Annotated in this window: 11 protein-coding genes; 9 read left to right on the plus strand and 2 right to left on the minus strand. The window is 52.7% G+C overall.

The window, feature by feature from the left end; translation table 11 throughout:
* Positions 1 to 41 precede the first annotated feature (41 nt).
* Together AC0YNX_RS00170 and AC0YNX_RS00175 are read left to right on the plus strand one after the other, a co-directional pair.
* Positions 42 to 794 (plus strand): alpha/beta hydrolase, encoded by a 753-nt coding sequence (locus AC0YNX_RS00170; RefSeq protein WP_475813640.1) that lies wholly within the window; start codon positions 42 to 44, stop codon positions 792 to 794.
* A gap of 165 nt (positions 795 to 959) precedes the next feature.
* Positions 960 to 1,613, plus strand: coding sequence for an acetyltransferase (locus AC0YNX_RS00175; RefSeq protein WP_475813641.1), 654 nt, complete (start codon positions 960 to 962; stop codon positions 1,611 to 1,613).
* Between the two features lie 72 nt (positions 1,614 to 1,685).
* Here the strand turns inward: AC0YNX_RS00175 and AC0YNX_RS00180 are convergent, their stop codons facing one another.
* Complete coding sequence (locus AC0YNX_RS00180; RefSeq protein ID WP_475813642.1) at positions 1,686 to 3,800, minus strand: Sip1-related alpha-galactosidase; 2,115 nt, start codon at positions 3,798 to 3,800, stop codon at positions 1,686 to 1,688.
* A 309-nt stretch (positions 3,801 to 4,109) separates the two neighbouring features.
* Between AC0YNX_RS00180 and AC0YNX_RS00185 the strand changes: the two genes are divergently transcribed.
* Positions 4,110 to 4,478: an Hpt domain-containing protein gene (locus AC0YNX_RS00185; protein WP_475813643.1), complete on the plus strand. Its 369-nt coding sequence runs from the start codon at positions 4,110 to 4,112 to the stop codon at positions 4,476 to 4,478.
* 11 nt (positions 4,479 to 4,489) lie between these two features.
* A complete protein-coding gene (locus AC0YNX_RS00190; RefSeq protein ID WP_475813644.1) occupies positions 4,490 to 6,421 on the plus strand; it encodes a methyl-accepting chemotaxis protein in 1,932 nt (643 codons plus the stop codon).
* A gap of 77 nt (positions 6,422 to 6,498) precedes the next feature.
* Here AC0YNX_RS00190 and AC0YNX_RS00195 read toward each other — a convergent pair whose 3' ends face one another.
* Positions 6,499 to 7,407, minus strand: a complete 909-nt coding sequence (locus AC0YNX_RS00195; RefSeq protein ID WP_475813645.1) for a LysR family transcriptional regulator — start codon at positions 7,405 to 7,407, stop codon at positions 6,499 to 6,501.
* Positions 7,408 to 7,617: 210 nt separating this feature from the next.
* On the opposite strand from AC0YNX_RS00195, the gene AC0YNX_RS00200 reads away from it, so the two are divergent.
* From AC0YNX_RS00200 to AC0YNX_RS00220, 5 genes are read left to right on the plus strand one after another with little or no spacing between them, the layout of a single operon-like run.
* Positions 7,618 to 9,687 (plus strand): bifunctional aldolase/short-chain dehydrogenase, encoded by a 2,070-nt coding sequence (locus AC0YNX_RS00200; protein ID WP_475813646.1) that lies wholly within the window; start codon positions 7,618 to 7,620, stop codon positions 9,685 to 9,687.
* 21 nt (positions 9,688 to 9,708) lie between these two features.
* Complete coding sequence (locus tag AC0YNX_RS00205) at positions 9,709 to 10,083, plus strand: sensory rhodopsin transducer (protein ID WP_475813647.1); 375 nt, start codon at positions 9,709 to 9,711, stop codon at positions 10,081 to 10,083.
* A 22-nt stretch (positions 10,084 to 10,105) separates the two neighbouring features.
* Positions 10,106 to 11,386: an L-rhamnose isomerase gene (gene rhaA, locus AC0YNX_RS00210; RefSeq protein ID WP_475813648.1), complete on the plus strand. Its 1,281-nt coding sequence runs from the start codon at positions 10,106 to 10,108 to the stop codon at positions 11,384 to 11,386.
* Between the two features lie 3 nt (positions 11,387 to 11,389).
* Positions 11,390 to 12,862 carry a rhamnulokinase gene (locus AC0YNX_RS00215; protein ID WP_475813649.1) on the plus strand — a complete coding sequence of 491 codons (1,473 nt, stop codon included), beginning with the start codon at positions 11,390 to 11,392 and terminating at the stop codon, positions 12,860 to 12,862.
* A 27-nt stretch (positions 12,863 to 12,889) separates the two neighbouring features.
* Positions 12,890 to 13,657, plus strand: coding sequence for a DeoR/GlpR family DNA-binding transcription regulator (locus tag AC0YNX_RS00220; RefSeq protein WP_475815140.1), 768 nt, complete (start codon positions 12,890 to 12,892; stop codon positions 13,655 to 13,657).
* Positions 13,658 to 13,667: the final 10 nt, after the last annotated feature.

Below are 13,667 nucleotides of genomic sequence, written 5' to 3' on the forward strand. Positions count from 1 at the left end.
GATTCGTTGGACGAACTACAAACGATGGGGGAGCGTTCGAAATGGCTGTTATTCACATGACTTTCTTCTCAAGCGTACTTGGCATGACGTCGCCGCTGACGGTCATTATGCCGCAAGATGTGCAGCCGGGGGAGAAGCTGCCGGTGCTGTACATGCTGCACGGCCTGAGCGATGATGATACGACATGGCTTCGCCAAACGACGATCGAGTATCAATTGGCAAGCCGCCGCATGGCTGTTGTGATGCCGAATGTGCATCGCAGCTTCTACTCCGACATGGAGCATGGGCGCAAGTATTGGACGTATGTCAGCGAGGAGCTGCCGAAGATCGTGAAAGCGATGTTCCCGATCTCGGACCGGCGCGAAGACACGTTCGTGGCGGGGTTGTCGATGGGCGGCTACGGCGCCTTTAAGCTTGCGCTTGCGCATCCTGACCGTTACGCGGCTGCAGCAAGCTTCTCCGGTGCGCTCGATGTTCGCGCGCTGCCGCATTTGTTCGAAGGCAATGAGTTCGCGGATATCTTCGGCGATATTGCGAGCACGAAAGAGCACAAGGATGACCTGTTCTATCTCGCTGAACGCGCGGTGCAGTCTGGCGCGAAGCTGCCTGCGCTCTATCAGTGCTGCGGCACGGGAGATTTCCTGTACGAGGACAACATTCGCTTCCTGAACTATGTGAAGGAACTCGGTGTGGAGCTGACGTACGAGGAAGAGCCAGACCACGAGCACGAGTGGGGCTACTGGAATATGAAGCTGCCTCGCGTGTTGAATTGGATGGCGGAAGTGACGAAGTAGGGATGGACCGGGGTGAAACCGGGGAGAACCGAAGCAAAACCGAAGCAGGGGATGCTTCGGTTTTTTTGTTTTGAGCCAGAATGCAGCTCTTAGAGAAGGACAGAAGGTTGAGTATTTGATATTCTATGTTAGGAGTAGTCCAATTTGGACGGGAGGTAGTTGGGCTTGACAGACGTATTTATTTTCGGTTCCGGCGGCCATGCTAAAGTAGTCATAGATATCCTTGAGAAAGCAGAAGGCTTTCACATAATCGGATTAATAGATGGCTTTAAGCCACCGCAAACTTCTGTTTATGGTTACGAAATTGTCGGGAATGAAGAGTACATTGCCAAATATGCAGGAAACGCCATGGGAATTGTCGCGATAGGCGATAATTGGGTGAGAAGCAAAGTCGTAGCTCGAATATTGGAAATTGATCATCAGTTTAAGTTTATTACAGCTATTCATCCATCTGCATCAGTTGCCAGAGGAGCAATAATTGGTGATGGATCAGTCATAATGGCTGGCGCTATTATTAACAGCGATGCAACCATTGGCGAACATTGTATTCTGAATACGAAATCCGCAATTGACCATGATTGTTCGATTGGCGATTTTGTAACAATAGCTCCGAATGCCACTACAGGCGGCAATGTGACAATAGGAAGCTATTCCGTACTGTCTTTAAGTGGAAGCATCATTCATTCCAAATCTATTGGAGAACATACGGTTATTGGCGCCGGCTCCACTGTCTTGACTGATTTGGATTCGTATGTTGTTGCGTATGGAACGCCTGCTAAAGTGATTCGCAATCGAGAGATAGGCGAGAAGTATTTATAAGCTTTAACTTGAAGAGAAAATCCCCGCCAACACGCACAAATTTCGTACGTGAGGCGGGGATTTCTTTATCAATTAGAACACGATCTCAACAAGTACTTCCGTTCCTACCGCAGCTCCACAATACACGCTGTAGAAGCCAACCTCCTCCTTCGCTTCCACCAGCTGCCCATTCACATACGCGCTCACTGGAACTGAAGCGGACGCGAAGCCGAGTGTTCCGCCTTCGTACAGCGTCACAACTGCACGACCTGTGCTCGCGTGGACCGATTGGATTGCTGCCGTTGATACGTACTTATCAATCAACCCGAAGCAAGCGAAGCCGTTCACCACCGGCACGGCGGTGAAGAACTTCGGCTTATGCCGATCCACTGTGAAACGATGTGCATCAGCCTTGCGCGACATGACGAAGGCGCAACGTGCAAAATAATCATAGACGACATAAGCCACCGCAGCATTCAATCCCGGAATATCCGCAAGCCGGAACTCTCCTTCAACGGCATCAGCATCTTGATGGATGTGGAAAGCAGCCAGCAATCCAGTCTCGCCTGAGCGGCTCCAGATCTTCAGAGGTACCGCTGTTTCCACTGGATTCACAAACAGCACATCCGCTGTCGGCACGCCAGGCTGATCGGCACGCAGCAGGCGTCCGTCGGACATCACAAGCGGCAGAAGGGCAGCCGCATCAGTCTCGCCGACTTTGTCGCTGACATAGACTGGTCCGCCGCTGATCGCGCGCAGAACCGCTTGGTCGATGCTGTCCTCGTGCGTCGTCCACCAAATATCCCAATCGCCCCAGTACAGCGTGCTGTGATAGAACGAATTGTACGCGTTCTGCAAGGCATGCTCGCGGAACCATGCCGGCTTAGCCGGATAGAAGTCGTCGCTATTGCGGGAGATCGCGGAGTTCGTGCGATTCCAAACATTTTCGCCAGCCATGCCCATGCAGTTGATTAGACGTCCGTCGAAATACAAGGACGCCGAAGCTTCAAGCGCCTCATGTAAGCCGGCAGCAGCCTGTCCAAGCGGCAGCTGGCCTCTCACGAATTCGATCAGCGAGCTTTGGCTGTCGACCTTCAGCATGTCAATGCCTTGCGCCGAGAGCCAGCTGTGCCATGCCTTCCAGAAGCCGAAGCCAAGCTTCGCATCTGTGCTCGGCAGCAGACGGCCTGCTTGATCGTACTGCAGCACATCGCGCAGCTGCTTCGCGATATCGCCCTCCGGATCAATCCCATGCCAATAGCCGGTGAACGCATGCCAGACGCCGACCCACTCCACGCCGTACTGCTCCTTTAGCTTCCGTACCGTGCTTGCCAGTCCGCCTGGGAACTTCTCGCGGTCCTCCTCCAGGGAGACGAGCATTTTGTCACGAACCTGCGACCAGCCGTCGTCAATCATGACCCATTTGACAGGAACCTGTTTATCCCGCAGTTCAATCGCTTTCGCTTCAATACCCTGCTCCGTGACATCGTGGTAGAACGCATCCCATGTGCACCAGCCCAAATAATTGAACGCGTCCGGATATCGCTTTGATTCTCTTAACCGAGCTCGCTCGCCTCGCGCGATAAACATCAGTTCAGCCGCTCCTCGAACAACCTCATACGGATTGCTTCCTTCTTGAAGCGCGAACAGTAGCTCTCGTCCGCTGCGGAAGCCGTGCACCAGCGGGGATACAACGAATTCAAGCCCTTCGCCATTGCCGTGAAGTGTCGTCTTGAACACATTCGTGCATGCCGGGAACAATTGCGTGAAGCTCGCTCCGCCTGCCGTTCGCCACATCAGCGATTGCGTCTTCTCGGGCAACCCCGCCGTAGCCGCGGCAAAATAAGGCCTCGTCCACCACCACTTGTACCCGTTGTAATGTGCCAGTACGCCGTCAACGCCTGGAGGCTCGCCGACATAGAGTCGAATGCCTGCATCTGGCGCAAGTCCATGTGTAATGCCGAATATATCCTGCTTCAGCAAGACGGAAATATGTGCAATGACCGACTGCTCATAGCAAGTCAGCTCAAGTGTAATAACGCTCGTCTCTTCCGTATCTCGAAACGGAAGCCGATATCTTTTGAAGCTGCCGTGCTTATCCTGGCCGTGCTCGCCTTGCTCCCAGCCTGCTGCAGTAAAGGTTGGCGTTTCGCCAGTTTCATAGGTGACGCTAAGCCGCCACTCTTCGAATCGTTGTATCGGTTTCATGTGCAATCGTTCCCCTTTTGGCAGAGTTCATCAGTGTCCCTATCATAACGAAAAACCCTCCAGGGGCAGGAGGGAATAAGGTTCGGTTCGAGTATGAAAATTGTTCATTATCGGATGAAAGAGCAAAGAAATTGCCCTAGTGAGTCCGATGAACTAATTAAGTAAGTCTTTCGGTTCAGTTAGTTCTCCTAACGACCAAGGAAATAAAGTTTAAATCCCTCTTAATAACTAGATTGGATTATACTTAATCTTACTGCATGTGTAAAAAGATCCATAATTGTGATGTGGAAGAGAGGAGCAATCGTGTCATTGGCGGAGTTAAAGAAAAGTAAGTATAAGCGGCTTGATATGCAGGCTGCAATCCGGCGTCTTGGCAACAAAGAAGAGCTGTACGATACGATTCTGCAGCTCTTCGTGAACAACCACCAGAGCGTGAGCGAAGAGATACAGAATGAGTTCGCTTCAGGTAACAAAGAGAGTGCCATTATGGTTGCGCATTCGTTTAAAGGCGCGGCATTGAACGTCGGCGTGTCGGAGCTTGCCGAGCAAGCGGAGTCGATCATTAGGCATATTCCAGCGGGACAGATGGATTCCGTTCAGCAGCTGTTAAATGAGCTGGATCATCAAATGCAGGAGCTAATTGCCTTAATAACGATCGCAAGTAAACATTCAACTTAGAGGAGTCAGCTATGTTTAAGAATCGGTTTAAATTGTCCAGCATTGCGAACACACTAGCTTTACTTGTTACCATTATTAGCTTAATTACATTCTCGGTGCTCGGCTCCATTATGTATTCGTATTCGAAACGGCTCATCGTGCAGCAGCAAGAGGATCTCATCTTATCGAAGACGCAAGCGATCGTCCAGCAGATAGACGCATTGTTCAAGGAAAAAGGGACACTCGTTAATCAGATGGCAACCAACAAGCTGTTCCAAAAGTATATCGAATCGACCAAGACTTCGGCGGAGATCAAGACTTCCCCATACGCGGCAGAGACGTTAGCGACGCTCGCGGCCATCAAAGATACCGACAAGAACCTATTAGATACCTGGGTTGCCAGCGATACAGCCAATGGCGGCAAAGGCTTATGGTACGAGCATGACAATGTTGGTTCCAAGTCGGATTTCGATATTAAAGTCCGTCCGTACTATAAGCCGGCATTGGATGCGGAGGGCGTATACTATTCCGATCCGTATGTGGATTCGTCGACAGGCAACCTCAATATCGGTATTTTTCATAAAGTAAATGATGATCAAGGCAAGTTTATCGGTTTCGTAGCGGCTGATTTAGGCATGAAGGATATGCCTGCGATTATGCAGAGCTACACGCTCGGAGAAACGGGCTATTCGATGCTGGTATCGAAATCCGGCGATCTCTTGTACCATCCGGAGAAGGATAAAGTACTGAAGGAGAAGCTGACGGACAATAAAGGCGAGCTTGGCGAAGTAGCGAAGAAAATGGTTGCCGGCGAGAGCGGTCTTGCGCTCATCGATGATAACGGCGTGAAACGGTATATCGGTTACGCGACGAGCAAAGAAACAGGCTGGTCCGTCGGATTGACGGTGACGCAGAAGGAAGTCATGAGCGGGATCAACAAATTTACGATCCTGACGGTTAGCGGTTTTGCGATCAGCCTTATTTTTCTCGTTGCGATCACTTACTGGGCACTTCGTTATATATTGAGAAGCATCCCAATCGTGCTAGCAAAGCTGAAGCAAATTGAGAATGGCGACTTGACAGTTCAATTCGATGTGAAGTCCCAGAATGAGATCGGCCAAATTGCGTCAGGCGTGCAAAGCATGGTGCAGCAGGTGTATCAGATGATCCGAACGATTGCCCAGACGTCGCACAGCTTGACGGCTTCGACGAATGAGATTTCCGTTACAACCGAGGAAGTGGCGCGAGGCAGCATGCTGCAAGCAGAGTCCGCGCAGACTGCGACCGAGCTTGTGAAGAAGCTGACGGATGCGGCCAGCCAAGTTTCGATGCGGGCGGAAGAAGCAGTGGAGCTGACGGTCAAGACGAACAGCGGTGCGGAAGCAGGCGGCGAAGCCGTGCGCATGACGATCGAGAGCATGGACAATCTGATGGGTCGCATGGCGAAGCTGGAGATGGATTCCAAGCAGATTGGCATGATCATCCAAGTCATCAATGAAATTTCGGAGCAGACGAATTTGCTTGCCTTGAATGCGGCTATTGAAGCGGCACGGGCAGGAGAGCAAGGACGAGGGTTCGCGGTCGTTGCGGATGAAGTCCGTAAGCTAGCGGAACGCAGCGGCGATTCAACGAAGCAAATTGTGTCCATCATTGCAGGCATGCAGAACAGCACACAGGAGAGCGTCAACGCGGTCCGCGAAACAGCGGATCTGTCCAGACAGACCGGGCAGGAGCTGGAGCGGATCATCGCGATGGTCGGTGAAGTGGCTAGACAATCCGAGGGGATCGCATCGGAGAGTCAGAAGCAAGTGAGTGGGGCGCAGGAAGCGATGCGCGAGATCGAATCCATTGCCGCGGTGAGTGAGGAAGCTGCAGCGGCAGCCGAGGAGACAGCGAGTTCTTCGCAGACGCTGTCGTCCTTGTCGGTGAGTTTGAACGAGGTTGTGAAGCAGTTTAAAGTATAGCTTCCAGAATGAAGAAGATAGACGAAAGACGCCATCTCTAGAATCTCTAGGATGGCGTCTTTTTACGTTCATATCTCTTAACAATTCCATTTAGACAGATCATTCTCGAGCAGTTCCAGAAACAGCTGTGCCGACTCCGATAACGGCTTGTCCTTTAAATAAACGCAGCCAATGAGGAGATCATCCCAGCCAGGATGCTCAATATCGATGCAGACGTAGTTGTCATTATAGAGCGAGAACCCGCGAATGGCGAGTTCCGTAGCGATTGTTGCGACATAATTGCGCGTGACCATGCTCCGCATCGCGTCTATATTATCTGTGTATACGGCAATGTTGAGCGGGCGATGATGTCTCGCTACGTCCTCTGCGAAAGCACGGGTGACATGATCCTCTTGATGCAGCACGAGCGACACATCCAGAAGTTGTTCCATTGAGATCGACGTAAAGTCGGCGAGCGGTGATGTTCTGCTAACGATGAGCATGAGCTTTGTTCGTACGAGCGGCGATGTCTTCAGATGCGGTTTGTCGCACAGAAGCGAGTCGAGCAGAACGGCAAGTCCGAGATCAACGCGGTCATGTTCGATATCTTCAATGATTCGCAGAGCTGAGTTCTCCATGAACGATAGATGAAACTGAGGATGTTCCTTTTTGAAGCTGAAATAGGTATCCGTAATGAGCGGCAGCTGTGCTGGCGTGCCTGAAATTCTCAATTCGTGGATGCTCGAGGCAGCTCTCTTCGCTGCTTCCGCTTTAATGCTTTGAATTTCTTTCAGAATAACGGTCGCTTTATGAATAATAATCTCGCCGTCTGCCGTGGGTACTGCGCCTGAATGGCTGCGAATGAATAACCTCATGCCAAGCTCTGTCTCTAAATTTGTGATGGACTGGCTGACTGCCGAACGCGTTACATTCATCTGGTTTGCTGCTTTGGATAACGATCCGGTCTTGGCGATTTCAATGATGCATTCCATTTGCTCCAGATTCATAATTGACCCCATTGTCTTTGTATATAGTGCGAAGCCCGTCTATTATACCGCGATTGCCGCAGAAGTTGGACGTGAAAAATTGGAAATTCTCATAAAACAGACACTCATTTATCTGTATTTGTTTTTGTTTGAATTTCTGTATTCAAAAACAAACAAACATGTTAAACTGAGTTCAACAAGCAATTATCAAACTTATTCGGAGGTAAACAGATGGTACAATCGTTGTGGGATCACACAAAAGCAGCAGAGCTGAAAGAGGGGCTTACGCAGCTTGTCTACCGTTCCAATATTATCGGTACAGACCGCAGTGTATGCAATTGGGGCGGCGGCAATACGTCGAGCAAGACGACGGTGACCGATTTCCGCGGTCGCGAAGTTGAAGTGATGTACGTGAAGGGCAGCGGCTCGGACCTTGCGACGATGAAAGCGGGCAATTTCACAGGTCTTCGCATGGAAGACATCCGTCCATTGTTCGAGCGCGATGAAATGTCCGATGAGGAAATGGTCGGCTACCTCGCTCACTGCATGATTGACAGCAAGCACCCGCGCGCATCGATCGAGACGCTGCTGCATGCTTTTCTCCCGTTCAAGCACGTTGACCATACGCACCCGGATTCCATTATTAGCCTGTGCTGCGCAGATAACGGCAAACAGCTGGCGGAAGAGATTTTCGGCGACCGTTTCGTGTGGGTTCCTTATGTGCGCCCTGGCTTTACACTTTCCAAGATGATCGCGCAAGGCGTGCTCTCTAACCCGAAAGCAGAGCTTGTTCTGATGGAGAAGCATGGTCTGGTGACTTGGGGCGAGACGAGCGAAGAGGCATATGCGCAGACGATCAAGATCATCACAGAAGCGGAGAATTTCATTGAAGCGCGTGTCAATGAAGAGAAGCTGTTCGGCGGCGTGAAGCATGAGGCGCTCCCTGCAGAAGTTCGCAGAAGCATCGCTGCAGCTGTTATGCCAACGATTCGCGGTGCGGTTAGCGACGCTAAGAAGATGATCCTGACATTCGACGATGCGGACGATGTGCTTGCTTTTGTAGGCGGCGCTAGCGCTCCAGAGCTATCCCAAGTCGGCGCAGCTTGCCCGGATCATCTTGTTCATACGAAGGTTGTTCCGCTCTTCATCGACTGGACTCCGAATGCGGACGATATCGAAGGACTGCAAGCCAATCTGCAAGAAAGCATCGCAGCGTATAAGAAGCAGTACCAAGCTTACTTCGAGCGCAACAAGAACGAAGGCGATGTCATGTTCGAAGCGGCTCCGCGCGTTATCTTGATCCCAGGAATCGGCATGATCAATACGGGCAAGAGCTGGTCGAACTCCAAAGTAAGCGGCGCGTTGTACCATCGTGCAATTGCCGTTATGCGCGGCGCTACAGCGCTTGGCGAATTCGTATCGCTCTCCGAGAACGAATCGTACAACGTGGAATACTGGCCGCTTGAGCTGTACAAATTGTCGCTCGCTCCGGCTGAAGCGGAATTCTCCCGCAAAGTCGCGTTCATCACTGGCGGCGCAGGCGGCATCGGCAGCGAGACGGCACGCAGACTCGTATCCGAAGGCGCACATGTTGTGCTGGCCGACCTGAATTTGGAAGGTGCTGAGCGTGTCGCTGGCGAAATTAATGAGAAGTACGGCGAAGGCCGCGCCATTGCGGTGAAGATGGACGTAACGAGCGAAGATGCGGTAATCGCAGCAATGAATGAGACAGCGCTCGCTTATGGCGGTCTTGATATCGTCGTCAATAACGCAGGTCTTGCAACGTCGAGTCCGTTCGACCAAACTTCGCTCAAAGAGTGGAACCTCAATATGAGCGTGCTTGGCACAGGCTACTTCCTCGTTGCTCGCGAAGCGTTTAAGCAGATGAAACAGCAGGCAATCGGCGGCAACATGGTCTTCATCGGTTCCAAAAACTCGGTGTATGCCGGCAAGGCTGCATCGGCGTACAGCGCGGCGAAAGCGTTGGAAGCTCACCTCGCACGCTGCATTGCAGCAGAAGGCGGCGAGTTCGGCATCCGCGTCAACACGATCCTTCCGGATGCGATTCTTCAAGGCTCGACGATTTGGAACGGCAGCTGGCGCAACGAGCGGGCAGCCGCTTATGGCATTGAGCCGGATCAGCTGGAAGAGTACTACCGTAAACGGACGACGCTGCTTGTTAACATCTACCCGCGCGATATTGCGGAAGGCGTTGCGTTCTTCGCATCGTCCAAAGCGGACAAAACGACGGGCTGTATGCTCACGATTGACGGCGGCGTACCGGCAGCATTCACACGATAAGAGAGAGGATGTGCGTCAAGCATGTATGAAGCAAGAGGCGAGAAGCATTGGATCATTCCAGACGGATATATTCCGCCAACTAGCGCAGCAGGTTCTTATGAAAGTCATGAGTCGGTATGTGTGCTCAACTGTTCCTCCGAGGAGGCGCAAATTTCGCTTACGATCTTCTTCGAGGATCGTGAGCCGCTCGAGAACATCATTGTCACCGTGCCAGGCAGAAGAACCAAACATATACGCACATCCACCCTTTCGGCAGAAGGAGCGACGATTCCGGTCGGCGTTCCTTATGCGATTGAGGTGCTAAGCAGTATCCCAATCATTGTCCAGTACAGCCGATTGGATGCAACGCAAGCCGAGAACGCCCTCATGTCCGTTATCGCTCATCCGATAAAATAAGGTGCAAAGGAGCATGTATAAGATGGAGCAAAGAATTGTAGCGAATTACGAAGCGGCTAAGGAGCTGTATGCCCGACACGGCATCGATGTTGATGCGGTGCTGGAGACGCTGGCAGAAGTGAAAGTATCGATGCATTGCTGGCAAGGCGACGACGTTCGCGGATTCTTGAATAAAGACCAGGCGCTGACTGGAGGCATCTCCGTAACAGGCAACTACCCGGGGGCGGCAAGCACGCCGGAGGAGCTTCGCTCCGATCTTGAGAAAGCGTTTTCCCTCATTCCGGGCAAACATAAACTGAACCTGCATGCCATCTATGTCGACACGGACGAGAAGGTCGAGCTGGACAAAATCGAACCGAAGCATTTCCAGAAATGGGTCGACTGGGCGAAAGAGCAAGGTCTCGGTCTTGACTTCAACCCGACCTGCTTCTCGCATGAGAAGTCGAAGGACGGCTTCACGCTGAGCCATTCGGATCCGGCGATTCGTCAGTTCTGGATTGATCACTGCAAGGCATCCCGCCGCATCGGCGCTTATTTCGGCGAACAGCTTGGCCAAACTTGCGTAACGAACGTCTGGATTCCGGACGGCTTCAAGGATGTGCCGGCGGATCGTCTTGCCCCGCGCAAACGATTGAAGGATGCGCTTGATCAAGTGTTTGAAGAAGAGTTGAACCCGGCGCATAACCTCGATGCAGTCGAGAGCAAGCTGTTCGGACTTGGCTCAGAGGCTTATGTTGTTGGTTCGCATGAATTCTATATGGGCTATGGCATGCAGAACAATAAGCTGATCTGCCTTGATGCAGGCCACTTCCATCCGACGGAAGTGATCTCCAATAAGTTATCTGCAATCTCTTTGTTCACGGATGGCATTCTGCTTCACGTCAGCCGTCCGATGCGTTGGGACAGTGACCATGTTGTGACGATGGATGACGAGCTGATCGACATTGGACGCGAGCTTGTACGCGGCGACCTGCTTGGCATTACGCACATCGGCCTCGATTTCTTCGATGCCAGCATCAACCGTGTAGCCGCTTGGGTAATCGGTACGCGCAACACGATCAAGGCGCTGATGCGCGCGATGCTCGATCCGATTGAAGCGCTGCGACAAGCAGAGCTTGAAGGCGACTACACGACTCGCCTCGCGCTGACAGAAGAGTTCAAATCGTATCCGTTTGGTGCGGTATGGGATTACTATTGCGCGAAGAACGGTGTTCCTGTACGCGAAGAATGGCTTGCAGAAGTGAAATCGTATGAGAATGATGTGCTTCTGAAGCGAGGACAAGTGCAAATAGGGGCGAACTAAAATATGCCGAGCATATTAGCGTATGACCTGGGGGCCAGCAGCGGAAGGGCGCTGCTTGGCCGTTTGAAGAACGGGAAGATCGAGGTCGAGGAGCTGCACCGTTTCAGTAACGACCCTGTCGGAGTCGGCGATCGGCTGCAATGGGATATATTGCGACTGTTCCATGAGATGAAGCAGGGTCTGCTGAAGGCGAAGCATGCCGGCGAGACGCCGGCGAGTCTCGCAATCGACTCGTGGGCGGTTGACTTCGGTTTGATCGGCAGAAGCGGCGAGCTGCTCGGCAATCCGTATCATTACCGGGACCATCACACGGACGGTGTGATGGAACGGACGATGGAGCGGCTGACGGCGAGCAAGATATTCGGAAGGACCGGCATACAGTTTCTGCCGTTCAATACGATTTACCAGCTGGCCGCATTGAAGGAAGCGGACTCGCCGTTCCTGCAAAGGGCGGATCGGTTTCTGATGATTCCGGATTTGCTCCGTTATTTCTTGACCGGCGAAATGCACAACGAGTTCACGAATGCGACGACAACGCAGCTGTATAATCCGCTTGAAGGGCGCTGGGATACGGAGCTTCTAGCTGATATTGGCATCTCGCCTTCCTTGTTCGGCGAAGTCGTGCAGCCTGGAACGCGCGTTGGCTCTCTGCGGGCTTCTTTATGCGAGGAGCTTGGCATCGGTTCTATTCCAGTACTTGCGACGGCGGAGCATGATACAGGCTCGGCGGTAGCTGCCGTGCCGGCGCTCGAGCGGGATTTTGCCTACTTGAGCTGTGGAACTTGGTCCTTAATGGGCACTGAGGTGGAGCGTCCGATCATTAATGATCTGGCGCAGGAGCTGAACTTCACGAATGAAGGCGGCGCGTACGGTACATACCGGCTGCTCAAGAACATCATGGGATTGTGGATTCTCCAAGAATGCCGCCGCGCTTGGGAACGGGCTGGCGAGTACTATAGCTTCCCTGAGCTGGTGAGCATGGCGGAGAAGGCTGATGCATTCAAGTCGTTCATTGATCCGGACGCTTCAATGTTCATCCATCCGGGCGATATGCCTTCGCGCGTGCGCAAGTTCTGCGCGGCAAGCAATCAGCCGGTACCTGAATCGCCGGGCGAGATCGTCCGCTGTATTCTCGAAAGCCTTGCACTCAAATACCGTTATGTGCTTGAATTAACTGAGCGGTTATCAGTCAAGTCGTTTAGCGGACTGCATATGGTTGGAGGCGGCATTCAGAATGTGCTGCTGTGCCAGTGGTCGGCGAATGCGATCGGCAAGCCGGTATGGGCTGGACCTGTTGAAGGCAGTGCGCTTGGCAATCTTGCTGTCCAATGGATTGCGCAAGGGGAGCTGTCCGATATTTGGGAAGCTCGCCAGGTCATTCGCGATTCGTTCCCGGTTACGGTCTATGAGCCGAAGGAGCAGGCGGAGTGGCAAGAGGCGTACGGAAAGTTCTGTGAACTCGCGGGACTCGCATAGATTATGGATTGAAAGTAGAGGATGACAATGCTTGTTGCAGAGCGCTATGAGAAGATTGTGGGACTTGTCAATGAACGCGGGAGCATACGTGTGACGGAGCTGAGCGAGCTGTGCCAAGTGACGGAGGAGACGATCCGCCGCGACTTGGATAGGCTCGAGCAGGCTGGCCGCTTGCGCCGTTCCCACGGGGGAGCGGTCAGCGTGAAGGAGCATCCGCAGCATCCGGAGATACCTTATGCGGAGCGGGAAATTACGCATGCCGAAGAGAAGCGGCGCATCGCGCAGGAAGCGGTGAAGCTGATCAAGCCGAAGGATCGGATTCTGCTCGATGCGAGCACGACGGCGTGGTATATGGCATCGTATTTGCCGGACTTTCCGCTGACGGTGCTGACCAACTCGATTAAAGTGGCGACGGAGCTGAGCAGCAAGGAGAAGATCGAGGTGATCTCGACCGGCGGCCTGCTGGCGCAGCGTTCGCTGTCCTATGTTGGCCCGCTCGCGGAGCGGTCACTTGACCTGTACCATGTCGACAAAGTGTTCTTCTCCTGCAAAGGAGTCCATCTGGACCGCGGCATCAGCGAGTCCAATGAGCTTCAAGCGCGCATCAAGCAGAAAATGATCGGCATGGCCGACAGTGTCATCCTGCTCGCCGATGCCAGCAAATTCGGCATCCAGGCGTTCACGCATGTAGCAGAGCTTAGCGAGATCGGCTCGATCATTACCGATCGGGGCATCCCGCAAGAGACGCTGCAGGCGCTGTCCGAACGGACGTCGATTGCGGTATCGACGGTTTAATCTATGGAAG

Source organism: Paenibacillus sp. J31R98 (assembly GCF_056269245.1).

Excerpts from the sequence above, each read along its gene's own strand:
- AC0YNX_RS00170 (WP_475813640.1), top strand. The coding sequence starts at position 42 with ATGGCTGTTATTCACATGACTTTCTTCTCAAGCGTACTTGGCATGACG.
- AC0YNX_RS00180 (WP_475813642.1), bottom strand. The coding sequence starts at position 3,800 with ATGAAACCGATACAACGATTCGAAGAGTGGCGGCTTAGCGTCACCTAT.
- AC0YNX_RS00190 (WP_475813644.1), top strand. The coding sequence starts at position 4,490 with ATGTTTAAGAATCGGTTTAAATTGTCCAGCATTGCGAACACACTAGCT.
- AC0YNX_RS00195 (WP_475813645.1), bottom strand. The coding sequence starts at position 7,407 with ATGAATCTGGAGCAAATGGAATGCATCATTGAAATCGCCAAGACCGGA.
- AC0YNX_RS00200 (WP_475813646.1), top strand. The coding sequence starts at position 7,618 with ATGGTACAATCGTTGTGGGATCACACAAAAGCAGCAGAGCTGAAAGAG.
- AC0YNX_RS00205 (WP_475813647.1), top strand. The coding sequence starts at position 9,709 with ATGTATGAAGCAAGAGGCGAGAAGCATTGGATCATTCCAGACGGATAT.
- rhaA (WP_475813648.1), top strand. The coding sequence starts at position 10,106 with ATGGAGCAAAGAATTGTAGCGAATTACGAAGCGGCTAAGGAGCTGTAT.
- AC0YNX_RS00215 (WP_475813649.1), top strand. The coding sequence starts at position 11,390 with ATGCCGAGCATATTAGCGTATGACCTGGGGGCCAGCAGCGGAAGGGCG.
- AC0YNX_RS00220 (WP_475815140.1), top strand. The coding sequence starts at position 12,890 with ATGCTTGTTGCAGAGCGCTATGAGAAGATTGTGGGACTTGTCAATGAA.